Origin of the sequence: Mycetohabitans sp. B8 (assembly GCF_021991875.1) — a bacterium.
GTDB lineage: Bacteria > Pseudomonadota > Gammaproteobacteria > Burkholderiales > Burkholderiaceae > Mycetohabitans.
In genome coordinates this window covers 283,238-308,614 of sequence record NZ_JAHLKR010000018.1, presented here as the reverse complement: position 1 = coordinate 308,614, position 25,377 = coordinate 283,238, and the positions used below count along the sequence as shown (strand labels likewise).

The following is a 25,377-nucleotide window of genomic DNA, read 5'->3' as shown; positions in this document are numbered from 1 at the left end:
ATCGCCACCCGATGGCCGGCCGGCGCATGCGACTGCCGCCGGATCTCCCCCTTGCCCACCGGCACCCCGCTCAGCCGCTTCTGCGTGGCCACCCCCGGCCCCGTGCCCCGCGGATAGCGCACCGCACTTGGCCCGTCGATCTGCAATCCCGTGTGCAGCATTTGCCGACACTCGTTCTCGTCGGCCGGCGCCATCACCACCATGTTCGGGATGCAGCGCAGGTACGCCATGTCGTAGGCGCCCGCATGCGTGGCCCCGTCCGCCCCCACCAACCCCGCGCGGTCCAGCGCGAACACCACCGGCAGGTTCTGTAGCGCTACGTCGTGGATCAACTGGTCGTAGCCGCGTTGCAGGAACGTCGAGTAGATCGCCACCACCGGCTTCAACCCTTCGGCCGCCAACCCGCCGGCGAAGGTCACCGCGTGCTGCTCGGCAATGCCCACGTCAAAATAGCGTTGCGGGAAACGCTGCTCGAACTCGACCAGCCCCGAGCCCTCGCGCATCGCCGGCGTGATGCCCACCACCCGCGGGTCCAGTTCCGCCGCATCGCACAGCCATTCACCAAAGACCTGCGTGTACGTTTTCTTCGACGACGCAACCGGCTTGATGCCTTCGGCCGGATTGAACTTGCCCGGACCGTGGTACAGCACCGGATCGGCCTCGGCGAGCTTATAGCCCTGGCCCTTCTTCGTCACCACGTGCAGGAACTGTGGACCACGCAAGCCGCGGATGTTCTGCAGCGTCGGGATCAGCGAATCGAGGTCATGCCCATCGATCGGGCCGATGTAGTTGAAGCCGAATTCCTCGAACAGCGTCGCGGGCACCACCATGCCCTTCGCATGCTCCTCGAGCTTGTGCGCGAACTCCAGCATCGGCGGCGGCAGGATCTTGCGCATCCCCTCTTTCGCACTCGCGTAGAAGCGTCCGGACATCAGCTTGACCAGATACCGGTTCAGTGCGCCAACCGGCGGTGAAATCGACATATCGTTGTCGTTCAGGATCACCAGCAACGGGGTGTCCTCACACACGCCGGCGTTGTTCAGCGCCTCGAACGCCTCGCCGGCGGTCATCGCCCCGTCGCCGATCACCGCGATCGCATGACGATGCTCACCCTTGAGCTGGCTTGCCACCGCCATGCCCAGCGCCGCCGAAATCGACGTGCTCGAATGTGCGGTACCGAACGCATCGAACTCCGACTCTGAGCGGCGAGGGAAGCCCGATATGCCGTTCCACTGGCGCAGCATGTTCATCTGGTCCCGCCGCCCGGTCAGGATCTTGTGCGGATAGGTCTGGTGGCCGACGTCCCAAACGATCCGGTCCTTCGGCGTGTCGAACACATAGTGCAGTGCGATCGTCAACTCGACAGTGCCGAGATTGGACGACAAGTGACCGCCAGTGCGCGACACGCTGTCGAGCACGAAGGCCCTGAGTTCGTGGGCCAATGCCTTCAAATCCGCGCGCGACAGCGAACGCAGCTGGGCGGGATGGTCGATCGTGGGAAGTAGTTTGGTCATCGTAGTTATCCGTATTAACGCCGGTCTGTGCCGGCCTGCTGGGTCGATACTTTTGTGCCGCCGCACCAGAGCCGGGCTGTGCCGCCGCCGCGCCTGGGCCGAGACAATGCGCGCCGCCTCACGCTAGCAACTGCCCGAACGCACGCAGCAGCCGGTCCATGTCGTGCGCCGTCAGATTGCCCATCGTCGAGATGCGGAACAACTCGGCCGCCAAGCCGCCCTGCCCCGCATAGATGACGAATCCATGCAGCTTCAATGCATCGTGCAATTGGGCGTAGTCAATCTTCGGCGGCAAGCGGTACGCGCGCAGCACAACCGACGATTCCTGCGGCGACAGCACGCTATTCACGCCCAGTCGCGCCAAGCCGTCGCGCACTTGCTCGGCCAGCTTGCGATAACGCGCATGACGCTCGCGCCAGCCGCCCTCGTCCTCAAGCTCGCGCAGTGCCTCGACCAGCGCGTAATAGGCGTGCACCGACGGCGTAAACGGCGTATTGCGCTCGCCCTGCAAGCGCGCCAGCCGCCCAAGGTCCAGGTAAAACGCCCGACTTGCCGCATCGGCCAGCGCCGCGCGACGCACCATGACGAATGACGCCCCCGGCACCCCATGCAAGCATTTGTTCGCTGTCGCCGCCACCGCGACGAGGGCAGGATTGGCAAAGTCGATGGCCTCTGCGCCGAAGCTGCTAACACCATCCAGCAGCACGCCGACGCCGCGTGCGCGGCACGCGTCGAGCACGCCGCCGAGCTCGTTCAAGCGGCCCGTGGTCGTCTCATGGTGCACCAGCGCCACGTGGGTGAACGGCCGTTGCGCGCGTGCCGCGTCATCCAGCCGCGCCGCCAACGCGTGGACATCGGGTGCGTCGATCCATCGATGCGTAGCTACCTCGTGGTCAATCCGATAGTGACGTGCGATGTGCGTGATCCGCTCGCCATACACACCATTCTCGACCACCAACAGGCGGCCATGCTCGGGCACCAGCGTGGCGACCATGCTCTCCACCGCGCCCGTGCCGGATGCAGTCATCAGGACCGCTTGCCATTTGGCGGGGTCGAGCGCGTAGACGTCCACCAACCGTTCGCGCGCCTCTTGCTGCAAATCGTAGAATTCGGGCTCGCGATGGCACAGGTCGGGCTGCAGCAAGCTTTGTCGCACGCGCTCCGTCAGCGTGACCGGCCCCGGGTTCAGTAACAGCATCAGCGGCCTCCCGCACAATGTGCGATGTGGTTCATCAAGCGCTCCTTCACTTGCTCCGGCGTCACGCACGGCCGTGGCAGGTCCTCTGGCGTGCCTGGCCGTATTTTGATACACGCGAAACGCGGACCGTCGCCGAGCGGCTCGGCGTTAAAAACCCGCCGCAGTACACCGAGATCATCCCCGTCAACCACGAGCCCGTACCCGCACGCCGCAGCCACGCCCGCGAACGATATGCCAGGTGATACGCTCGCCTGGCCACCTGTTGAATCGTGCACGCCGTTGTCCAGCACGATATGCACGAGGTTGGACGCCCCATAGGCGCCCAGCGTCGCCAACCCGCCCATGCGCATCAACGCAGCACCATCGCCATCGAGCGCCACCACGCGCAGGTCAGGGCGCGCCAGCGCAAGTCCGAGCGCCATCGTCATCACACAACCCATCGAGCCAACCATGTATAACTGGTTTGGCCGGTCGTGCAGCGCATACAATTCGCGACCACAAAAACCGGTAGACGCCAATACCACGCTGCCCTGCACCGGTGTTGCGTCGATCACTCCGCGCAGTACGTCGCTGCGCGACGGCAATCCGTCACACGTCACGCCGCGTAGCATCGATTCGATCGGCACCGCCGCGCGCCGTGCACGGGCAGTGGCGTCGCGCAGCGGATAGGGCGCCACGCTCCCCTTGTGCATCACCAGCGCATAGGGCCGACCGGTGGCGTCCATATGCGCGATCGCCCGATCTAGCGTCGCACCCACACCGTCTGCGTCGGTTGGAAAGGCCTCCCATGCAATCTCCATTGTTTGGAGCATTGCCGGGGTGATCGGCCCCATCAACGCGTGCTGCGGCTCGTCGGCTACGCCCGGCTGGCCACGCCAGGTGATGATTAACAACTGCGGCAGCCGGAACGTCCAGGTCAGCGAGGTCAGTGGACTGACGGCATTGCCGAGCCCGGAGTTCTGCATCATCGTGACACCGCGCCGGCCGGCCAGCGTCGCGCCTGCCATCAGCGCAACCGCATCACCCTCGTTTGCCGCGCTTAAGTAATGCAGCGACGGCGCCTGCAACACGTAGTTGATGAAAGGCGTCAAGAACGAGCACGGCACGCCCGCGTACCAGTCGAATCCGCGTTCGCGCGCTGCATCAACGAACTGCGCCGCCTCAATCATTGCCGCCTCCGGCGCTCGCCTGCGCGATCGGTACCTGCGTATGGGCGAAATCCGCCGCCCGGCGGAAATCGTCCAGGTCATTGACGCCACGCCAGTGTCCGTGCACATAGTGCACTTCGATCTGCTCGCCGGCGTCGACCAGCGCATTGAGCAGCGCCGGCATGTCTAGCGAATCGAAATCGCCGCGCTCGCGCAGCGTCGCAAAAATACGCCGAAGTTTGTCGCGTCCTTCGCCACGCACGCCCAGCAGGCCGATCCAACGCCCATGCGGCGCCGTGCCATCCGGCGCGGCTGCCTCGCTGCTCACGCGCCGCAGCACGACCTTCTGCCCGAACAGGCCCCGGTCGTCGTCACTGGAGCAGTACGCGAAATCGCGCACGCTCCGGTTGGTCGGCTGCGTCTGCGACGAATCGACAACCACGCAAAAGTGCGCGTCACTTTCCACCAGGTCGTGCAGGATATAGCTGCGAAACAGTAGATCGCCATACGCGATAACGGTATCGTGCTCAAACGCCTGCGTCGCACACGCGAGCGACGCCAGCTCGCCGGTCGTCTCGTGCCGCTCGTTGATCACCAGCCGGATGCCCGCCGTGTCAATCGCATCGGCACAGTAGCCGCCCACGACCGTGATATCGTTCACGCCCTGCTTCTTGAAGCCATCGACGAGCCAGCGCAACAACGGCTTGCCTGCGATCGGCAACATCACCTTAGGCCGCTGCGCGGTGACCGCCTCCAGCCCGCGCCCCCGGCTCGCAGCCAGCACAAGCGCCGTGCGCGGCGCGCGCGCGGCCAGATAGACCTGCTCGGCGGCCGAATATTCGTCCGCGCCTTGCAAGCGGAAAATCTCATTGACCGACGCGATCCGGTCCTCGACGCCGACCAGCGTCTCGCTGTCGTGAATTTCCTTGGCGACCGCCTGCATCGCCGACGTGGCCGCGCGTATCAAGTGATTCGCCCAGATCACTACGCTGATACCCGCGTTGCGAAAGACCTGCGTGGGCGTGCTGTAGTACTTCGTCGGCACGATCACCAGCGGGGCGCGATGGGCCCATTCGCGTGCAAATGCCACAATTTCGTCGGCCCGCGCCAGCTTGCTGTGGATCAGAATCGCATCGGCCCCGGCCGCGTGATATGCCTCGGCGCGGCGCAGCGCCTCGTCCATGCCCCAACCGGCGATCAACGCCTCAACCCGCGCGACGATCGAAAAATCCGGGTCCTCCTGGGAATCCTTGCCGGCCTTGATCTTGCCGCAGAACTCATCGACGTCCGCCAGCGGCTGCCGTTCGCCGCCGATGAAGCTGTTGGTCTTCGGGAATTGCTTGTCCTCGATGCACACGCCCGCCACGCCGCGCTGTTCCAGCTTTTTAACCAGCCGCCGGACGTTGTTGAAATTGCCGTAGCCGGTATCGCCATCGAGCAGGATCGGCAGGTCGCTCGCGTCGACCATGAATTCCAGCGTATCGACCACCTGTGTCCAGCTCGCCTCATTGTTGTCGCGCACGCCGTATTGCGCCGAGATCGCCAGGCCCGACGCCCAGATAGCGTCAAAGCCCGCTTCGCGCACGATCCGTGCGGACAGCCCGTTGTGCGCCTCCATCATGAATTCCAGCTTATCGGAGGTTAGCAGGCGGCGCAGCCGGGCCGCACGGCTTTGCGCGCGCGCGACAAAGGTATCGGGGGCGTTCATAAGTTCAACAAGCTCCTGTCTCAACGCGGCGCGACCTCGTGCCCGCAACGACCACCGGCTGCAGCAAGGGCAGCACCTGCGTTCGCGCGCGCTCGACGTCCGCGGCAAAATCAATTTCGATCCATGGCGCACCGGTCACGTCGGCCGCTTCGAAGACATGGCTGCGCTCGAGTAGCAGGTCCCGCAGCGCTTCCTCGTGTGGCAGGTTCGCGCGGCCGTTGCTGACATAGTCGGCGGCGATTTGCGCCAGACGCCGTGCGGCACCCTCGGTCAGGCGGAAGAACCCGACCGACTCGCCCATCGTGTCGTACCGTAGATCGGCCGCGACCTGCTTGCGCAACTCGACGGGCACACCGTCGCGCAAGCACAGCTTGACGGGTTCGTCGTCCGGCTCGACATGACGATCGATCAGCAACCGATTCGCTTGCTCGCCGGCCACCAGCGGCGCCATGATACGCTCGTCGTACAGTACATCGGCATCCATCAGCAACACATCCCCACCTGCGCACAACGCGTCGGATACTGTGTGCACCGTCAACACGCTGCCCAATTCGTAATCCGAATTGAGCACGATGCGTGGTGGTGGCGCCCAACCCAGGCGCAGCAACTCGGCCTCGATCATCTCGTGATGAAAGCCCAGGGCCAATACGATTTCGTCGACACCGGCCGCCCTGAGCAACTGCAAATGGCGCTCGAGCAGCGTCATGCCGTCGAAGCGCAGCAGGCATTTGGGCGACTGCTTGTTCTCGGGCTGGACTAAGCGCAGGCCTCGGCCCGCAGCAAGAATAATGGCGCGCACTGATGCTCCTGTGTGATTCGTTGACGACTGTTGATTCGCAGATTCGGGCGAGGCGCCCAAATCGACGCGTTGCGCCACCCGGCGCGCTAGTCAGCCGCCGGCATTCGCGCAGCACGGCGGCGTTGCCAGCCACGCTCGGAAAAATGCAGGTACACTAAGCCCGGCACACCCAGCAGGATCTCGCGGGCGCGCTTGGCCAGCGACAGCGCGAGGGCCGCGTCCGGCGGCAAGCCGACCAGCGGCGCAAGCAGCAGGTACCCGCCCTCCTGCACGCCGAGCGAGCCCGGGATCATGAACGCCGCGCCGCGGATGGCTTGCCCGATGCTCTCGAGCAATAGTGCGTCAACCCAACCGACCGGATGTCCAATCAACTCCAGGATCAGCCAGACTTCCCCGGTGCCAATGATCCAGCCGAACAGGCTCAATGCGAAGCTCGCTGCCACCGCGCGCGGCTGCCGATACAGCGCAGCCACGTGCGCATCCACCGCATCGGCGCGCTCAAAGAGCGCTGACCAGTCGCGCCCCGCTGACAACTTGGACATCACGCGTGAGAGCCGCCCGAACAAGCGCCGCCGTTGCGCCCTGTAAAAACCGTACAGCAGCAGCGCAAAGCCCGCGCTCGCGGCCAGCAACGGCGTGCGCAGAGCGCCGAGTGCACCATGCGCCGCATCAGCCGCGAACACCGCCAGGCCCAGCAACGCGAACACGACTTGCGCGATCGTTTGCCACGTCGTGCTGACAGTCATCACCGCCGCCGATTCCGGCAGCGACAATCGACGCTGCGCCAGATGCCGCACCATCAGCAACGGCCCGCCGATCTGGCCGGCCGGCAGCAGGCTGTTGACCGATTCGCCTGCCCAGCGCGTCAACAACGCGTCACCGATCGTCACGCTGCCGCGTTCACCCGCCAGCACACCACAACGCTCACTCGCCAGCACACGGATCGCCGCCGCGTCAACCCCCATCGGCAGACCATGGAATGCGGCCACGAGCAGCAAGCCGGAGCCGGCGGCCGACAACGCGGCCGCCAACGGCGCGATACCCTGCCATGCCAGCAGCCCGACGAACAGCGACGCGCCGATCGTCAACGAAATCAACGCTGCACGTGTCATGCGCGCGTTCGCTTGCCAGCCCGCTGCCGGAATACTTGCCGGAAACCGAAGTAGGCGATCGCGTCCTTCATGTTCGATACAAACCGCTGGAACCGTCCCATGCTCGGATCGGTTACGTACTCGAATGTCAACGATACGCGCCGCTCGTTCGCGCCCAGCGGCGTGATCCGATGATGCAGCTTGTCTCCATCGAAAAATACCAGCCCGCCAGGCGACAACCGCACTGCCGCCTCAACGACGGGCATGCCCGGTTCGCGCGTGTGCAGCCGGTATTCCAGCTTGCACGACGATTCGTCAACCACGCCCAGCAGCAGCGTATATCGCCGGCCATTGTAGTACGACGTATCGTAGTGCCAGCCGATATGATCACCGGGCTTGGTATAGAAATAGAGTGCGTATGCGTGAGGATCGGTGTCGGGACAGGCCATCAGGCGCTCCCCGCACAGGGCCTCCAGCCAGCGGATCAACGCCGGCGAACGATACAATTCGGCGATCACCGGTGCAAGCCGGTCGATCGCATGCCTGCTGACACTACCGCCTTGCTTGTGTCCAGGCAGGTAGTTGCGGTTCACTTCGCCATCGACCCGACGCACCGCGTCCACGAGCCGGGCGGTCATGTCCGGCGCCAGGAATGTGTCGAGAAACAGGAACGCGCCCTGCTCGCTAAACGTGTCGCGCAGCAGCTTGGTATCGAACGTCGCGATGCGCTCGTGCATTGCCGCGTCCACTATCGTGCTGCACTGATATCCAACGCCCGCACCGTCGCAGGCCAGCCCGGCCATGTTGTTCATGGAGCCGTGCCGCAATGGGTCGCCGCGGGCGCCCCCGTGCTCCGCCGCATCGTGCGGCGGTAGTCAATCGCGACCCACACCGCGAACAGCGGCGCGCCGATTGCCGCCGCCAACAGAAACGGCGTTACGCCATCCAGCAACGTGACCAGCGGCAGCAGGTAAAGCATGTCTTCGGTTTCGAAGCCGGCCCAAAACGCCTGGCGCGTGCCGGGCTTGCCTGCGCGCTGCTCGATACGCATACGCAGGAAGAAAATCAACGCCACGGCTAAGCCAGCCACCCAGCCGAGCCACGTGGACGCCGCCGGCAGCGATGAATGCGCATCGGCGGGGATACCCAACCCGATGCCAACGAACAGGCCGATCGTGACCAGCGCGTCCGCCGCGAGGTCGTAGAAATGGCCCAGGCGACTCGATTGGCCGCTAATGCGGGCCAATTCACCGTCCGTATGGTCGACGAAATTGGACAACACGACCAATAACGCGCCGACGTTGGCCCAGCCATAACCGCCGGCAGCCAGCGCCGCCGCGCCAGCCAGGCCGATTAACAGGCGCAGCGTCGTCAAGTGGTTCGGCGTGACCGAGGTGTCCTTCAGTGGCATCACGAGCCGGCGAGCGAGTCGCGCGTCCCATTGCCGAGGCGGCGGTGGCATGTCGGATGACGTCCCGAATGCCCTGTTCTGTTCTTTTTCCATCCCGGAAATATATCCCTTCTATGCGCCTATTGCAGTTCAGGACACGTACGCAACACGGCGATGCCGAGAGGAACCCCAGATTGACTGGGTTTCGGCTGGGTTCACCACAGGTTTATCCACAGAAATTGTTGATAACTTTTACCCATATTCGGCCAATATTGTCATGCTTCGCCCCACCACTTGACATCCGGCCAAACCCGATGTGGCGGTCATTGCAGGTGACCCGACGCGCCGCTCGCATCGACGTCCCCCCTAGTCGCGGCGCTCGTCATCCGCGACAGCACGTGCGCGGTCATGCCGCGCGCCAACTCGCTATCCCCAACAAACACGACGCCGACTCGCTCCGATTCGAGCAGCGCGGCCTCGTCGTCGTTGTCGGTGCACAACACCGCTTCGATAGACGGATTCAGCGTGCGGGCGGTGTCGACGATCTTGCGAACATCGAATGTGTCCGGCAACGTCACCACCAGCATCCCGGCGCGTGCGACGTGCGCTTGTACCAGCACCATTGGATCGGACGCATCGCCGCACACGGCGGGCACCTGCTCGGCACGCAGCTTCTCGACGATATCACGATGCTGCTCGGCCACCACATACGGGATCCGATGCGCGGCCAGCGTCTGCGCGACACGGCGACCGACCCGGCCATAGCCGACGATCACGACCTGGCCGGTCAGGTGCGCCTGCGGCACCGTCATCGGCAGCGCGGCGAGCGGATCTTCGCGGCATTCCATTCGTCGTGCCAGGCTGGAACGGTTACGGATCCATGCCTGCGCCGGCTCGATCGCGGCGAACACGAGCGAGTTCAACGCGATGGAGATCAACGAACCGGCCAAAATCAAGTCCTGCCCCTCTTTCGGCAACAAGCCGACCGACATCCCCAGTCCGGCCAGGATGAACGAGAACTCGCCGATTTGCGCAAGGCTCGCGCCGACGGTCAACGCGCTGTTCAGCGGATAGCGGAAGGCGAGCACCAGCGCCACCGCCGCCACGGTCTTGCCCACCATGATGATCGCGACCACGCCGAGCACGTGTAACGGCGCGTTGATCAGCACATGGGGATCGAACAGCATGCCGACCGACACGAAGAACAGCACCGAGAACGCGTCGCGCAACGGCAGCGTTTCGTCCGCCGCGCGATGGCTGAACTCGGACTCGCGCATCATCATGCCGGCGAAGAATGCGCCCAACGCGAACGATACGTCGAACAGGCGTGCCGAGCCGTACGCCACGCCCACCGCGGCGACGATCACGCACAGCGTGAACAGCTCGCGCGAACCGGTGCGGGCCACCAGGAACAAGAGGCGCGGGAACACCCGGCGGCCGACCACCAGCATCAATGCGATGAAAGCGGCGACCTTCGCGAACGTCACGCCGACCGTTGCCCACAGGCTGGGCTGCGGCACGGCGGCGCGCGCCTCGGTCAATCCCGCGCCATGGTTGCCGTCCGGTGAGCCACCGAGCAGGCCAGCCAATGGGGGCAGCAATACCAGCACGAGCACCATGACCAGGTCCTCGACGACCAGCCAACCGACCGCGATACGGCCGTTGGCCGAATCAAGCTGGCCGCGCGCCTCCAGCGCGCGCAGCAACACGACCGTGCTGGCCACCGACAGCGCCAGCCCGAAAACGAGCGACACGCCGACCGGCCAGCCCCACCACATCGCCGTGCCCATGCCAAGCGCCGTCGCCACCGCGATCTGGACGATCGCGCCGGGCACGGCAATGCGCTTGACAGCCAACAAATCGTCGAGCGAAAAATGCAGGCCGACGCCGAACATCAGCAACATCACACCGATCTCGGCAAGCTGGCCGGCAAGCGCCACGTCGCCGACAAAACCCGGCGTCGCGGGTCCGCACAGCACGCCGGCCACCAGGTAGCCAACGAGCGGCGGCATCTTAAACCACGACGCGGCGTAGCCGAGGACCATCGCGAGCCCGAGCCCGGTTGCGATCAGGGTGATGAGGCTGATGTCGTGAGGCATGCGACTCCTTCAAAAATCCGGGGATAAGCTTACAAAAGCCTTAATGATACGGGAGCTTAGCGCCTTCATGACGATCGACGTGCTAGAAATGGCTGAAATTACGCACAAACATGACGCTCCACGGGCTCGCCGGTTACCGTGCCCGGCACGTCGAGTAAAATTGCCATCCCATTTCAATCAGGGCAGAAGTATGGAGCTTCACGAACAGATTGACGCAGTGCAACGGCTGATTGACCGCCTCGCCAGCGCCGGGCTAGCGACTTCGGCGACTTCGGCGACTTCGGAGGCTTCAGAGGCCTCAGCAACTTCGGAGGCTTCGGCCCTGCCTAACCCGGCAGCAAGAACGGCCAATGATCCAACACCGCCTCGTTTGCACTTCAACCGTCCGTCGCAAAATGAAATCGTCGTGACACTCGGCGAGCACTCCGTTACGCTCGGGCCCGCCGATATCTCGGCGATCATCGAGGAGTTAGCGATCGCGCGTGCCTCGATGACGCCTGAGCCGCCCGCCACACTGCCGCCGGGCTGGCGCTTCGCGGCAACACAGGACCCGGCGATCGCCACGCAATCACACAACAATGGCTCAAAACTGGTCGTGTTCCGCCATACCGGCTATGGCTGGGTGCCGTTCACCTTTACGCCGAATATGGTGATGAACCTGCTGGCCGCACTATCCGCGAAGTAGCGCATTGCCGCGACGATACGCCACCTGCTGCTCGCCAATGCATCCCCACGCGCGATACGGACCCACGCCGATCCGGCGAGATGCTGCTTCATTTCGTATGAAAGAGGCTGCTTCATTTCACATGAATTGCGGGCGCGAATTCAGCGCTTCAATGCAGGATCAGCGCCAACAGTCGCGCTCTAGCCTTCCTTTATTCAAGCCAGCAGAATCCTGCCCATGCATCTGGATATCCAGACTTTCCCGTCTAAATTTTCCGGAAATCCGGAAAACACAGTATTTCATCGCGCCCTTATAATCCTTATCCGTCAAATACTTATAACAATCGGACTAGTCTGGCATCGGCCTTGCACATAGAGTGCCCACGGCCGCCGAACCAGGACACAACTACACCAGGAGACATCGTATGCCCGTCCGTCGTTCCCGTTCACGCTGAACCTGCGCAGCGCACGCAATGCGTTATCCGCGCAGGCCCGTGACGAACTTGTCTGAGCCTGCGATTTTTGTCACAAACGATAAGGGTATCTATCGTGAAAAAACCCCTCTACAAGGTCCTTTACGTCCAGGTGTTATTCGCCATCGCACTGGGCATCCTGTTGGGCCATTACTATCCACAATTAGCGATACAGATGAAACCGTTAGGTGACGCGTTCATCAAGTTGATCAAGATGGTGATCGGACCGATCATCTTCTGCACCGTGGTGTCCGGCATCGCAGGCATGCAGGACATGAAGAAGGTGGGCCGCGTCGGCGGCAAGGCGTTGCTGTACTTCGAGGTCGTCTCGACGTTCGCCCTGCTGATCGGCCTAGCCGCCACGCATATCCTAAAGCCCGGTGTCGGCTTGGACGTCGATCCGGCCACGCTCGACAGCAAGGCAGTGGCGATATATGCGCAAAAGGCGCATGGCCAGACGACAGTCGATTTCCTGATACACCTGATCCCCGACACCTTCTTTAGCGCCTTCGCGCAAGGCGACATCCTTCAGATTCTGCTGATCGCGATCTTGTTCGGCAGCGTGCTGGCCCATCTGGGCGAGCGCGGCGCCAAAGTGTCTGCATTCATCGGCAGCGTCTCGCAGGTGTTCTTTGGCATGGTGCACCTGATCACGAAGGTCGCGCCGCTCGGCGCGTTCGGCGCCATGGCGTTTACGATCGGCAAGTACGGGGTCGGCTCGCTGCTGCCGCTGCTCAAGCTGATGGGCACGTTTTATCTGACGTCGCTGCTGTTCGTGCTGGTTGTGCTCGGCACGATTGCACGTGCCGTTGGCTTCAGCATCGTGCGTTTTCTCGGTTACATCAAGGAGGAGTTGCTGATCGTGCTCGGCACCAGTTCATCCGAGGCGGCGCTGCCGCACCTGATGGAAAAGCTCGAAAAGCTCGGGTGCTCGCGCTCGGTCGTCGGACTGGTCGTGCCGACCGGTTACTCGTTCAATCTCGACGGCACAAACATTTATATGACGATGGCCGTTCTGTTCATTGCACAGGCAACCCACACCGACCTGACATGGGGTCAGCAGCTCACGCTGCTGGCCGTCGCGATGCTCACGTCCAAGGGCGCGAGCGGCGTCACCGGCGCCGGATTCATCACGCTCGCCGCGACGCTGGCGGTCGTGCCAACGATTCCGCTCGCCGGCATGGTGCTGATTCTCGGCATTGACCGCTTCATGAGCGAGTGTCGTGCGCTGACCAACCTCGTCGGCAACGGCGTGGCAACGGTCGTCGTGTCCGCGTGGGAGCACGAGCTCGATCGCGACAAGCTCCAGCGTGTGATGCGCCAGTCGGCAAGCATCAAAGCGGAAGCGACCGCATAGGCGCCCGCACGGCGTTGTGCCACAATGCTGCATCCATCCGCCGCTATCCTGACCTCTCGCCGTGCTACGCCGTACCGTCGTATTGCTGGTGCTCGCTGCGCTCGTCATCGCAAGCTGCGCCGCGGCCTGGTCGATCACGCGCACCCATGCGATCGACCGCTTGCGCGAGGCATCCGCCACGCGCGCGGCGCGCACGAGCGCCACGCTGCAAGCCGCGCTGGACCGCTACGAGCCGCTGCCGTACCTGCTCTCCACGCATCCGCTAGTGCAGGATGCGCCACGGCAGCCGAACGGTGACGCGGTCGTCCGCGCGAATCGCTACCTGGAGGAAATCACACAACGCTCGAAGGCATCACAAGCCTACCTAATCACCGGCGACGGTCTGTGCGTCGCCGCCAGCAACTGGCGCGAACCCGGCAGTTTCGTCGGGACGCGCTACAATTTCCGGCCGTACTTCGTCGCCGCGACCGCGGGACGCGAGGACCACTTTTTCGGGATCGGCACGCGCTCGCATCAGGCCGGCTACTACATTTCCCAGCCGGTCTCACACAACGGGACCCAAGTCGGCGTCGTGGTGATCAAGATCGATCTGAGCTGGTTCCCGCCGCAAGATCGGTCTGAGCCGCTGTTCGTCACCGATGCCAACGGTATCGTCATCCTGTCGTCGATCCCATCGTGGAAGTACCATACGACGCGCCCGTTGTCGAGCCGGGCATCGGCATGGATTCGTGACACCGTACAGTACGGCGACGAGCCGTTGACGCCATTGCCGCTGACCAGGGTGCGCACGCGCGCGGCGGGGGCGGCGCTGGTACAGTTCGGCTCGGGCCCGCTGGCAGCGCTGTATCTGCAAACCGAACAGCCGCTGAGCGAGCTTGGCTGGCGGTTGTCAGTACTGTCGCCGCTGGACGATGTCGATGCACGGGCGCGCGCGATGACGGTGGCGACCGGCTTGGCGCTGCTAATTGCCGCGCTGCTGGGCTTCTACTGGCAGCTGCGAAGGGCCAAGCTGCGCGAAATGGAGTACGGTCGCCGGATGCTGCAGAACGCCTATGCGGAGCTGAACCAGCGCGTCGCGGAGCGCACCGCGGACCTGTCGGCGGCCAACGAGCAACTCACGCGCGAAGTCGGCGAGCGCACGCGCGCCGAAGCGGAACTGCGCGCCGCGCAAGACGAACTCGTGCAGGCCAGTAAGCTGGCCGCGCTCGGGCAAATGGCCGCTGGCATTACCCATGAATTGAACCAGCCACTCGCCGCGCTGCGCACGTTCTCGGATAACACACGGGTGCTGATCGAGCGTAACGCGCTGGATGCGGCACGCGAGAACCTGCAGGCCATCGCGACGCTGATCGACAGAATGGGGCGCATCACGAACCAGTTGAAACTGTTCGTCAGCAAGCGGCGCCCGCGCGATGCGCACGCCGTCGTCGCGCAGGCGCTGCACAATGCATTGGCGATGTTGCGCAACAAGCTTGCCGGCATCGACGTGCGTGTCGTGAGTGTACACGCCGATGGCAAGCGTGCGCCGTTCGATTTAAATGCGCTGGATACGTCGCCCGCTGTGCGGTGTGATGACCTGCGAGTCGAGCAGGCGCTGATCAACCTGATCGACAACGCAGCCGATGCGCTCGTCAGCCACCCGGCGGCGCGCATTATCATTGAAGTTGACACGCGCCCCGACGTCGTGGCGATCGTCGTCATCGACAACGGTTCCGGCATCGCCGCCGACGTGCTACCCCGGCTGTTCGAGCCGTTCGTCACCACCAAGGAAATGGGGCAAGGGTTGGGGCTCGGGCTGGCGATCGCCGCATCGATCGTGCGCGACGCGGGCGGCACGCTGAGCGTGGCCACCGCGCGCGACGATGATCGCGATGCGCCGGCGCGCGGCGCATGCTTCGTGATGACGCTGCCACGTGCGTATGCGCGCTCGGGCCAGGACACGCCGGCATGACCCCGCATCGCCCACGCCATTGACACCGCATGAACAACCACGATCATGACCGACGGCTTGCAGGTATTATTTATTGAAGACGACGAGCTGGTACGGCACGCCAACGTCCAGAGCCTGATGCTCGGCGGCTTCGACGTGACCGGCTATCCGAGCGTAGAAGCCGCACTGGACGCGATGCACGCCGCCGGCGCCGCCGTGCCCGGCGCGATCGTCACGGATGTCCGGCTGCCCGGGGCGAGCGGCCTGGAACTGCTGTCGCTGATGCGCGAGCGGGCGCCGGATGTGCCCGTGATCGTCGTCACCGGCCATGGCGATATCTCAATGGCGGTGCAGGCGATGCGCGACGGCGCGTACGACTTCATTGAGAAACCCTTTTCGTCGGAGCGCCTCGCCGATGCCGTGCGCCGCGCGCTCGAACGGCGCGCGTTGCAACTAGAGAACCGTGCACTACGCCGAGAACTGGCGACCCAGCGTCCCGGCACCGTGCACATCATCGGCACGAGCGCGGCGATCGAGCAGGTCCGCGCGATGATCGCCAACGTCGCGCCGACCGATGCCGCCGTACTGATCAACGGCGAGACCGGCACCGGCAAGGAATTGATTGCACGGGCATTGCATGAACAGTCTGCGCGACGCGACCGGCCGTTCGTCGCGATCAACTGCGCGGCATTGCCCGAGTCGATGTTCGAGTCGGAGATGTTTGGCCACGAGCAAGGCGCGTTCACCGGCGCGACGCGACGCCGCGTCGGCAAGCTCGAATATGCATCAGGCGGCACGCTGTTTCTCGATGAAGTCGAAAGCATGCCGCTCGCGCTGCAAGCCAAGCTGCTACGCGTGCTGCAGGACGGTGTGCTGGAACGGCTGGGCTCGAACACGCCAGTGCACAGCGACGTACGGATCATTGCGGCGGCCAAGGGGAACATGAACGAGCATGTGACGGCCGGCACGTTCCGACGCGACCTGCTGTACCGCCTGAATGTCGTGACGATCGCCCTGCCGCCGCTCAGCGAGCGTCGCGAGGACATTGTGCCGCTGTTCGAGCATTTCGCGCTCAATGCAGCGGTGCGCTACCAGCGCCCGACGCGCGTGCTCACCGACGCGCAGCGGCACGCGCTGATGCAACAGCACTGGCCGGGCAACGCGCGTGAGTTGCGCAACGCGGCCGATCGCTTTGTGCTCGGCCTCGACTGGGACGATGTACGGCATGCCGCCCGCCCGGATAACGACGCGCAACCATTGAAAGAGCGCGTCGAGCAATTCGAGCGCGCGCTGATCGCACAGGCACTGCATGCGCACGGCGGCACCGTATCGAGCGCGGCCGAACACCTGCAAGTTGGCAAGGCGACACTGTACGAGAAGATTAAACGCTACGGGCTCGCCATGCGCGGCGAGACATGAGCCCATGCCGGCCTGCGGTGACGTTCGGACAGCGATGACTGCGTTTTCCCTGCCAGTGCTGGACTTTTGTGTGAATATTCAATAGAATAATGTCGTCTGCACTACAAGATCGTGGTAATTACTGCGTGATCCGAGCAATTTCGTGCAATTTCCATACGGTTGCATGAAAGTTGGGTCTGCATCGGCGGACCTTTTCATTTGCCCGGCCATGCCGGGCGCTTTAGTGGACGCGGTGGCGCGTTGCGCCCAGTCCTTCCGCAAGTCGTCTGTGGACGACATCCTGCCCGTTCAGCGGCCATCGTTGCAAATGCGACCGCGCAGCGGGCAACGGTGCAGCATGTGACGGCGTTGTGCCGTCCGCCTTCAGCGTGCCGAGCCTCGTGCCCCGCGCATGGCTCGCCATTGTCTTTGCTTTAGGGCGCGTGCTGTATCGGCAACCCACGAGGAGAACTCAACGATGACGAGTCGTCGCGCGAAGCTATTGTCGAGCTTTATCGTGCTGACACTGATCGTGACAGCGCTGGTCCACGCGATCGGGCTGGACATGCTGCGCAAGTACCATGCCGATTTGCTGTACTACACCGGCGCGCACCTGCTGTTGGTCGGCGCGTCGATGGCGCTCGCGCTGCTCACCGGCATCCCCGCGGGCATCGTGCTGAGCCGCGCGTCGAACCCGCAACATGCAGAGCGGCTGATGCAGGTACTGAACGTAGGCAACACCGTGCCGTCACTGGCGGTGCTCGCGCTGGCCCTTGCAGTCCTGGGCATCGGCGCCGCGCCGGCGATCGTCGCACTGTGGCTTGCGTCGTTATTGCCGATTGCCCGCAACGCATACGAGGGCATGCGCGCGGTGCCGCCCGCATGGCGCGAGGCGGCGCGTGGCCTCGGCATGACGTCGCTGCAGTCGATGTTCAAGGTCGAGCTTCCTAACGCGATGCCGATCATCGTCGGCGGTGTGCGTACCGCCCTCGCCATCAATGTCGGCACCGCGCCGCTGGCCTTCCTGATTGGCGCCGACAGCCTCGGCACATTGATTTTCCCGGGGATTTACCTGAATGATCCGGCCATGCTGCTGTTGGGCGCCGCGTCGACTGCCGCGCTGGCGCTCGCGCTGGACGCACTCGTTGCCGGCATCGCTCGCGCCGTGTTGACGCGTCGCGGACTGACACTGTAACGAAAGCACAGGAGAATGTATGACCCGTTTGCTCAAATGCGTCATGGCTTGGCTGCTCGCCGGCACCGCGCTGGTGGGCGTGATACCGGCGCACGCCGCGGCGCTGGTCGTCGGCGGCAAGAATTTCACCGAGCAATTGCTACTCGCAGAAATCACTTCACAATACCTGCGCTCGCGCGGCTACCCAGTCGAGAACCGCAGCGGTCTAGGCAGCGTGCTGTTGCGCAGCGCGCTCGAGAATCGGCAATTGGACATCGTATGGGACTACACCGGTACGGCGCTGATCGTCTACCACCGAATCCATGAGAAGCTCGATCCGCAGACCGCGTACCGCCGCGTACGCGATCTGGACAAACCGCGTGGCCTGATATGGCTCGAGCCATCGACGCTGAACAACACATACGCGCTGGCGATGCCTCGCGAGCGCGCTGAACACGACAGCATCCATACGATCTCGCAACTGGCCGCGAAGATCCGACAGGATGGCCCGCACAAACGGCACTGGTTTATGATGGACGCGGAGTTTGCGAACCGGCCCGATGGGTTGCGGCCATTGCAGGCGCTGTACGACTTGCGACTGCGCCGCTCGGATATCAAGCAGATGGACGCGGGGCTGGTCTACACGGCGTTGCACAACAATCAAGCCATGTTCGGGCTCGTCTACACGACCGACGGACGTATCAAAGGCTTTGGCATCACTGTGCTCGACGACGATCTCGGCTTTTTCCCGGCCTACAACGCAACGCCGGTCGTGCGCCGCGCCGTGCTGGACCGGCACCCAGAACTCGCCAAGCAACTCAATGCACTGTCCGCACAGATCAACAGCGACGTGATGTCCGAGATGAACAAGCGCGTGGACATCGACGAGGAATCGGTCAGCGCGGTCGCCGCCGATTTCCTGCGCACGCACGCGTTGCCTTAAGCCGGGGAGAACCGATGGACTTGATGACCTATTTCTCGAACAACTGGCAGGAACTGGTGTCGCTCACCCTGCAGCATCTCGCGCTGGTGGGCACCGCCGTCGGCTGCGCGATCCTCGTCGGCGTGCCGCTCGGCATCCTGATCAACCGATGCGCATGGCTGGCCGGTCCGCTGCTCGGCTGCGCGACGATCGTGCTCACGCTGCCGTCGATTGCGCTGTTCGGCCTGATGATTCCGCTGCTGTCGCGCTGGGGTATCGGCATTGGCCCCGCTCCCGCGATCGTGGCGGTATTCTTGTATTCGCTGCTGCCGATCATGCGCAACACCTACCTGGCGCTGCGCAATGTCGATCCAAGCATCCGCGAAGCGGGTACCGGCATCGGCATGACGCGCTGGCAACGGCTCAGGCTCGTCGAGCTACCGCTCGCCGTGCCGGTGATCCTCGGCGGCGTACGGACAGCCGTCGTCATGAACATCGGCGTGATGACCATTGCCGCAGTCATCGGTGCTGGAGGCCTCGGCCAGCTGGTACTGCGCGCGATCAGCCAAAGCAACATGACGCGGCTAGTGATCGGGGCGGTGCTCGTGAGCATGCTGGCCATCGTCGCGGACCTGCTGCTGCACGCGCTGCAGCGTGCATTGACACCGAAGGGAGTAGCGAAGACATGATCGAACTTGACCAATTGACGAAGACCTTCACGCGTAAGGACGGCAGTGCGGTACGGGCGGTCGACGCCGTCAGCCTGACCGTTGCCGAGGGCGAAATCTGCGTTTTTCTCGGCCCTTCGGGATGCGGCAAGACCACGACGTTGAAAATGATCAATCGGCTGATCCAGCCGACCAGCGGCCGAGTGCTGCTCAACGGCGAGGACACCGCGAACGTCAACGAAGTGGAACTGCGTCGCCACATCGGCTATGTGATCCAGCAGATCGGCTTGTTCCCAAACATGACGATCGAGGAGAACATCACGGTCGTGCCACGGCTGCTCGGCTGGGACAAATCGCGCTATCGCGAGCGCGCGATCGAACTGATGTCGATGGTCGCGCTGGACCCGAAGCTGTACTTGAAGCGCTATCCGCGCGAGCTATCAGGCGGCCAGCAACAACGCATCGGCGTGATCCGTGCGCTCGCGGCCGATCCGCCTGTGATGCTAATGGACGAGCCGTTCGGCGCGGTCGACCCCATCAACCGGGAGTCGATCCAGAACGAGTTTTTCCAGATGCAACGCGCGCTGAAGAAAACGGTGATCATGGTCAGCCACGATATCGACGAGGCGATCAAACTAGGCGACAAGGTCGCCGTGTTCCGGCGCGGCCAGTTGGTGCAGTTCGATCATCCCGACACCTTGCTCGCCCGTCCCAAGGATGAATTCGTCAGCGCGTTCGTAGGCCACGACAGCACACTCAAGCGCCTGTTGCTGGTCAAGGCGAGCGACGCGGCGGCCCACACCCAGACCGTGCACGTCGATACCCCACTTGCCCAAGCGCTCGGCGTGATGGATGACACCGATAATCGCTACGTGACGGTCACCGACGACGCAAAGCGCGCGCTGGGCTACGTATCGCGTCGTATCGCGCGCGAAGGCGCGTCCACCCCGGCACGTTGCGGCGACAAAATGCGTCAATTCGCGACCACCGTGAACGCGGAGGACAACCTACGCGTGGTATTGTCAAAAATGTTCGAGGTTAACTCGCCGTGGTTGCCGGTCGTCGATCCGGAAGGCGGCTACCTCGGCGAAATCACGCAGGACTCGATTGCCGAATACCTGAGCTCGGGCCGCTCGCGCGGCGTGTCGAGCGCCGCTGGCAGGTAGCCCCCGCCGGCCTGACTGGCCAGCCAAGCCCACAGCTGGCCGACAAAGCACACTTTCTCGGCAGACACGCCGGGGTGATCCGGGCGAGGCGCGATGGCGGGAGCGCTTGAGCTTGGTACTGCGGGCACGCTACTGTACGCCGAGCGTTGCTACGGCAAATACCAATTAAGGGCGTCCCGAGTGTGGAGATGCTGCGCGCGCCCCGACTGCCGGTGTTGGGCTCCCGAGATCAAGCAGGCGACTCCCGAGTGTGCGCGATACATCGAAGCGCCCCATCGACGTCGATGGGCCGGTGCCGGCAGGAGACCGGATAGGGGTTCCACAGAACTTGGCCAAAGGTAGCGAAACGCTGTTCGACTGGCAAATCTGCCGGCCAAGCGCTGCGTCGGCCACTCATGAGTGCGTCGCGGCGCTTCACTGGCTTAACCCGTCAAGGTCACGTATCGCCGATATCGACGGACCGTTGCATATATTTCACACACGGATAGGCGCCGCTCTTAGCGAAGATCAAAAAGTCAGGCTAAGCATTTCCGAAGAAAGCCGAGAAGTCCATCTCAATTGAAAAGGCACGCACGCGCACGACATATAGACTGAGCTTCCATTCGGGACCTTGAACGCACAGCAATGCCAGGCCACATCACAAGGCCTATCGGGAATGGAAGATGCGCCTCCTTGCATGCGGATTTGACGTAGTCGTGATATGTGCTTAGATATAAGCTGACTTGTCCAACCACAAGGAGTACGTTATGTCAGGAGCGAACCGGCCAGCAGGCCCCGCCACCCCAAAATCTCGACAATTGGCAGAACAGATTACCCGCGACGAGATGGAGCGTAACCTCCCGGATGCATTGTGGGGTCCGGACCGCGATAGTAGTGGTGGCCACGGCGAACCAGACGGCCCGCTGCCCCGCACACGCACCGCCGGCAAGGCTCGCCGTCCGGCGAGGCTACCCGACGGGGGTTGAATACAAGACCGTGCATGGGCCACAGCGGCCTGTGCGTCGGCCGCCATACCCGTGTAAGCCACCGGCACAGGCGTGCCCGGTTTGCTCGTTCCGAAACGAAACGTATCGGACGTATAACCGGGGCAAGCCGTCTTTTCTGCGTCAACGCATTCACGACGCGTGCCGCGCACGCTATCATCGCGTTATTCTACTCAAGCTGAAAAAACGAATGGCAACTTACAAGCAACTTCAGCAGCAAATCGAAGCGTTGCAGCAAAAAGCCGAGGAGGCCCGCGTGGCTGAGCTCGACGCAGTACTCGCGGACATCCGCGCAAAGGTCGCCGAATACGGATTAACGTCACAAGACATCTTTGGCCGACGGCATGCGACGAGCAGCGCGCAGGAAAAGCGTGACGGCGTGACGGCGAAGTATCGGGATCCAGCCAGCGGGGCCACGTGGTCCGGACGGGGACGGGCGCCGGTCTGGATTCACGGCAAGAAACGCGAACGGTTCCTGATCAAGGAATAACGCAGATTACGGTGCTGCACCGTTTAGTTGGCGGTGCAACGCCAGCAGCGAAAGTTGGGTGTCAAACAATCTCGTGAGGCTGGCGCTAGCGTAGCGGCTGATTTCGGCCGGTTGCACCCACTGGAACGCGTCCATTTCGGGAATCATTTTCCCATTCCGGTAGCTCGGAAACAGGCACGTGCATACGCATTCGCGGATATCGACATTGCACGTCGAGACGCGGGTCGCGAACAAGTGCAATTCCTTATCAGGTCGATAAGGAAATACCCCCAGTTCGACCAACGCTGCTGCGTCGAGCGTCAAACCGGTCTCTTCGCGAGTCTCGCGCAGTGCGGCATCGATCGGCGCCTCGTCCGGATTGGGCTGACCCTTCGGGATGTCCCAGTGGCGCGTCTCGGTTGCGTGACACAGCAATAGGCTACCCAATTCATTGAGTATCACGACGCCGCACGAGGTCTGTTTTGGCATAACGATCCAGTTTCACGTTCCAGTACGGCTCCGATGCACCGATCCATACCGCGCTAAAGCAACGCGAGCACGCGCGCGTCACCGCGATCCACGGCCGGCACCACCTGCTCCCCCACGCGGCGGAACGTCAGCGATACAGTTCGGCGACCCACGCGGAGATCGCCGACTTCCAGCCAATCGATGCCTTCCGGCAATCGCGGGCGCTCGATGCGGACCTCTTCCCGCTGCGCGTCCACGGTCACCCCCAGGCAAGCCTCAAGCATCATGAACGGCGAGCCTGCCGCCCAGGCCTGTGGCAAGCACGCGACCGGATAGGCGGTCGGCGGCTCGCCGCGCCGCCGCGTGAAGCCACAAAACAGCTCAGGCAACCGCATATCGAAGTTGACCGCCGCCTCGAACAATGCCTGCAGCAACCGCACCGCCGCGTCCTTTTCACCGTAGCGCGCCATGCCACGCGCGCACAGCGCGGTATCGTGCGGCCACACCGAACCGTTATGGTAAGACATCGGATTGAACCGGGGCTGACCGCCGGCCAGCGTGCGCAGGCCCCATCCGGTATGGAATAACGCGGACCCGAGTGTACGCGCGACCTGCTCGCCGCGCGCCTTGTCCGGCAACCCGAACGCTAGCAGGTGCCCGGCGTTCGAGGCCAGCACGCGGCATAACTGACCATGCCCGTCCAATGCCATTCCATAGAAGCCTTCCTGCGGCATCCAGAACATCGCCTCGACCCGTTCGCGCAGCGCTTCGGCACGCGTCGTGTAGTGGGCGGCGAGCGTGGCGGCGCCACGATGCCGCGCCAACCGCGCCATTGTCTCGAACGCCGCACACGTGTATGCCTGTACCTCGACTAGTGCGATCGGTCCGTCCGGCATGCGCCCGTCCGAGTGGAACACCGAATCGTGGCTGTCCTTCCAGCCCTGGTTGGCTAGGCCGCTGTCCGCCGCGCGCTGATAGTCGAGCAGTCCGAACGGGTTGCGATCGCACACCCGTGCAATCCATTGCGCGGCCCGCTCCAGCGCCAGCCACAATTCGTCGATCAATGCCGCATCGCCGGTCCTCTCGAAATAGGCGCCGGCCAACACGATGAACAGCGGCGTCGTGTCCACGCCGCCGTAGTACAGCGCAAACGGCACTTCCCCGGTCGCCGCCATCTCGCTCTTGCGCATTTCGTGCATGATCTTGCCAACCGCGGCATCGCGAAACGCCGAATCCTCGCGCGCCTGGTGGGCCGCGAGAAAACGTAGCACGCCACGAGTCAGCGCCGGCTGCACCCACAGCGTCTGCAAGGACGTCATCACCGCGTCCCGCCCGAATGGCGTCGAAAACCACGGAATGCCCGCATACGGATAGGGTCCAGTGTCCCGATCCGTGGTCAACAATCCCAAGTCGGCAAACGAACGTTCCATCCAAGCATTGAACAACGGATTGCTCGAGCGCAGCCGTACACTGGCGCGACGCCTACCGCGCATCATCCGGCGCGACTCGGCCAGCGCGGCGCGTACCGCCGCCCGTCCCGCGCCGCTCAAGCCGGCTGGCGGCGTCGACACCCGACTACCGGGCAATTGCGCGGCGGCCTCGTTGAGGGGTCGGGTAACGATCGTGACCTGCAGGTAAACCGACAGACACGCGTCAGGCGGCAGCGTCAATGTATAATCGGCGTGCCCCGGCAGCAGCCTGTCCGGAGCGGGAGAAAACGCGATGCGCACAATGCGCTCGACATTGTCCAAACCCTGGTAGCCGAACACGACCGCGTCATTGTCGACATAGGGCGGCACCAGCGTGCCGCGCCGGCCGCGCGGCGAGCCGCGCACTTCGAATATGTCTAGAAAATCGCTGGCAAACGAAATTGACAGCGGAACGACCGCTGGCTCGGTGCCATAATGGGTCAGCGCGATTGCCTCATTTAGTACATTACCGCGTAGCACCCGCAAACGCTCGACATGTATCACACCCTGCGGCGTATGCTCGCCACCCAACGGCGGCAGCGGCCGGTTGGTCAAGTGCGCGGTGAACGCCGTATTATCGCTGCTCACGCTGCCCGACAGCAGCGGCGGCGCCCGGCCGCCAAAGGTGAGCTGCAGTTGCGACAGCACCCGCGTGTCGTTGACAAACAGACCATCGTCATGGCCTAGAATATCGCCGTTCGGCTGGTTGACGACAAACGTGTCGTCCGACTTCAGCACATACGGCCGGCCGGAGATGACATTCGCGTGCTCCGGCGCAATGAACACGCCGTCGTCGTCGCCGGTCTCGGCGCCCTGCTCCGGCAGCTTCGCGAGCCCGCCGGCGATCGGTTCTGGCTCCTGCATGAGTTGGCTTCCCTTTCAAAACACCTGCGTTGTCACAGCACCGCTCGCGTGCTGTCGATTGTATGACCATTACACAACGCGATCGTGCGTTCGTACAAGGATGTTCGCCCAGTCCCCAGGTTCTTATATAACAGGCAAACCTGATACGTTGAATACTCGGCCTTGCCGATGTCGGCCAGATCGTGCACGTTGACCGAACAGGTTATCGAGCAATTGATCGCCGCCATCTCATCCGGCCAATATCCGGGCAAGCTGCTGTGATGCCAAGGCGGCTCGCTTGCCGTGAGACCATGACGGGTGACCGTGGCCCGGCGCGGTAGAACCGGGTGCATGTGACGCGGCAGTTGGCCACGCGGCGGCAGTTGGCCGCGCGCTGGCCGCGGCAGCCGAGCGCCAATGAAAAAAGCGCAGGCGTGACCTGCGCTT

Annotated in this window: 21 protein-coding genes; 10 read left to right on the top strand and 11 right to left on the bottom strand. The window is 63.5% G+C overall.

Annotated features, from left to right (window positions below; all coding sequences use genetic code 11):
* The 9 genes from dxs to KQH60_RS10685 all read right to left on the bottom strand — a co-directional run.
* A partial coding sequence (gene dxs, locus KQH60_RS10725) for a 1-deoxy-D-xylulose-5-phosphate synthase (RefSeq protein WP_237576428.1) occupies positions 1-1,514 on the bottom strand: 1,514 nt, incomplete at its 3' end.
* 118 nt (positions 1,515-1,632) lie between these two features.
* Positions 1,633-2,712, bottom strand: coding sequence for a 2-aminoethylphosphonate aminotransferase (locus KQH60_RS10720; RefSeq protein ID WP_237576427.1), 1,080 nt, complete (start codon positions 2,710-2,712; stop codon positions 1,633-1,635).
* On the bottom strand, positions 2,712-3,881 hold the full coding sequence (gene aepY / locus KQH60_RS10715) for a phosphonopyruvate decarboxylase (RefSeq protein WP_237576426.1): 1,170 nt from the start codon (positions 3,879-3,881) through the stop codon (positions 2,712-2,714). The genes KQH60_RS10720 and aepY overlap by 1 nt, the downstream gene beginning before the upstream one ends.
* Positions 3,874-5,568: a phosphoenolpyruvate mutase gene (aepX, locus tag KQH60_RS10710; RefSeq protein ID WP_237576425.1), complete on the bottom strand. Its 1,695-nt coding sequence runs from the start codon at positions 5,566-5,568 to the stop codon at positions 3,874-3,876. Before aepX ends, aepY begins: the two co-directional genes overlap by 8 nt.
* A 4-nt stretch (positions 5,569-5,572) precedes the next feature.
* A complete protein-coding gene (locus tag KQH60_RS10705) occupies positions 5,573-6,367 on the bottom strand; it encodes a phosphocholine cytidylyltransferase family protein (protein ID WP_237576424.1) in 795 nt (264 codons plus the stop codon).
* A gap of 86 nt (positions 6,368-6,453) precedes the next feature.
* Positions 6,454-7,479 carry a lysylphosphatidylglycerol synthase domain-containing protein gene (locus KQH60_RS10700; protein ID WP_237576423.1) on the bottom strand — a complete coding sequence of 342 codons (1,026 nt, stop codon included), beginning with the start codon at positions 7,477-7,479 and terminating at the stop codon, positions 6,454-6,456.
* Positions 7,476-8,195, bottom strand: a complete 720-nt coding sequence (locus tag KQH60_RS10695; protein ID WP_237576440.1) for a 2OG-Fe(II) oxygenase — start codon at positions 8,193-8,195, stop codon at positions 7,476-7,478. Before KQH60_RS10695 ends, KQH60_RS10700 begins: the two co-directional genes overlap by 4 nt.
* A gap of 71 nt (positions 8,196-8,266) precedes the next feature.
* Positions 8,267-8,962 carry a CDP-alcohol phosphatidyltransferase family protein gene (locus tag KQH60_RS10690; RefSeq protein ID WP_237576421.1) on the bottom strand — a complete coding sequence of 232 codons (696 nt, stop codon included), beginning with the start codon at positions 8,960-8,962 and terminating at the stop codon, positions 8,267-8,269.
* A 209-nt stretch (positions 8,963-9,171) separates the two neighbouring features.
* Positions 9,172-10,947, bottom strand: a complete 1,776-nt coding sequence (locus KQH60_RS10685) for a cation:proton antiporter (RefSeq protein ID WP_237576420.1) — start codon at positions 10,945-10,947, stop codon at positions 9,172-9,174.
* 67 nt (positions 10,948-11,014) lie between these two features.
* Between KQH60_RS10685 and KQH60_RS10680 the strand changes: the two genes are divergently transcribed.
* The 10 genes from KQH60_RS10680 to KQH60_RS10635 all read left to right on the top strand — a co-directional run bounded on the left by KQH60_RS10680 (position 11,015) and on the right by KQH60_RS10635 (position 22,171).
* Positions 11,015-11,632 carry a hypothetical protein gene (locus KQH60_RS10680; protein ID WP_237576419.1) on the top strand — a complete coding sequence of 206 codons (618 nt, stop codon included), beginning with the start codon at positions 11,015-11,017 and terminating at the stop codon, positions 11,630-11,632.
* 524 nt (positions 11,633-12,156) lie between these two features.
* Positions 12,157-13,440 carry a dicarboxylate/amino acid:cation symporter gene (locus KQH60_RS10675; protein WP_237576439.1) on the top strand — a complete coding sequence of 428 codons (1,284 nt, stop codon included), beginning with the start codon at positions 12,157-12,159 and terminating at the stop codon, positions 13,438-13,440.
* A gap of 61 nt (positions 13,441-13,501) precedes the next feature.
* Complete coding sequence (locus KQH60_RS10670; RefSeq protein WP_237576418.1) at positions 13,502-15,391, top strand: ATP-binding protein; 1,890 nt, start codon at positions 13,502-13,504, stop codon at positions 15,389-15,391.
* A gap of 45 nt (positions 15,392-15,436) precedes the next feature.
* Positions 15,437-16,789: a sigma-54 dependent transcriptional regulator gene (locus tag KQH60_RS10665; RefSeq protein WP_237576417.1), complete on the top strand. Its 1,353-nt coding sequence runs from the start codon at positions 15,437-15,439 to the stop codon at positions 16,787-16,789.
* A 457-nt stretch (positions 16,790-17,246) separates the two neighbouring features.
* Positions 17,247-17,963 (top strand): ABC transporter permease, encoded by a 717-nt coding sequence (locus KQH60_RS10660; protein WP_237576416.1) that lies wholly within the window; start codon positions 17,247-17,249, stop codon positions 17,961-17,963.
* 43 nt (positions 17,964-18,006) lie between these two features.
* The gene (locus KQH60_RS10655) at positions 18,007-18,885 is read left to right on the top strand and encodes a glycine betaine ABC transporter substrate-binding protein (RefSeq protein ID WP_237576438.1); all 879 of its coding nucleotides are present in this window, start codon (positions 18,007-18,009) and stop codon (positions 18,883-18,885) included.
* Positions 18,886-18,899: 14 nt separating this feature from the next.
* On the top strand, positions 18,900-19,553 hold the full coding sequence (locus tag KQH60_RS10650; protein ID WP_237576415.1) for an ABC transporter permease: 654 nt from the start codon (positions 18,900-18,902) through the stop codon (positions 19,551-19,553).
* Positions 19,550-20,698 (top strand): ABC transporter ATP-binding protein, encoded by a 1,149-nt coding sequence (locus KQH60_RS10645; protein WP_237576414.1) that lies wholly within the window; start codon positions 19,550-19,552, stop codon positions 20,696-20,698. The genes KQH60_RS10650 and KQH60_RS10645 overlap by 4 nt, the downstream gene beginning before the upstream one ends.
* Positions 20,699-21,444: 746 nt before the next feature.
* Positions 21,445-21,663 carry a hypothetical protein gene (locus KQH60_RS10640; protein WP_237576413.1) on the top strand — a complete coding sequence of 73 codons (219 nt, stop codon included), beginning with the start codon at positions 21,445-21,447 and terminating at the stop codon, positions 21,661-21,663.
* Positions 21,664-21,871: 208 nt separating this feature from the next.
* Positions 21,872-22,171 (top strand): H-NS family nucleoid-associated regulatory protein, encoded by a 300-nt coding sequence (locus KQH60_RS10635; protein ID WP_237576412.1) that lies wholly within the window; start codon positions 21,872-21,874, stop codon positions 22,169-22,171.
* A gap of 6 nt (positions 22,172-22,177) precedes the next feature.
* Here the strand turns inward: KQH60_RS10635 and KQH60_RS10630 are convergent, their stop codons facing one another.
* On the bottom strand, positions 22,178-22,639 hold the full coding sequence (locus KQH60_RS10630) for an NUDIX hydrolase (RefSeq protein WP_237576411.1): 462 nt from the start codon (positions 22,637-22,639) through the stop codon (positions 22,178-22,180).
* A gap of 53 nt (positions 22,640-22,692) precedes the next feature.
* Positions 22,693-24,951 (bottom strand): amylo-alpha-1,6-glucosidase, encoded by a 2,259-nt coding sequence (locus tag KQH60_RS10625; RefSeq protein ID WP_237576410.1) that lies wholly within the window; start codon positions 24,949-24,951, stop codon positions 22,693-22,695.
* Between the last annotated feature and the right edge of the window lie 426 nt (positions 24,952-25,377).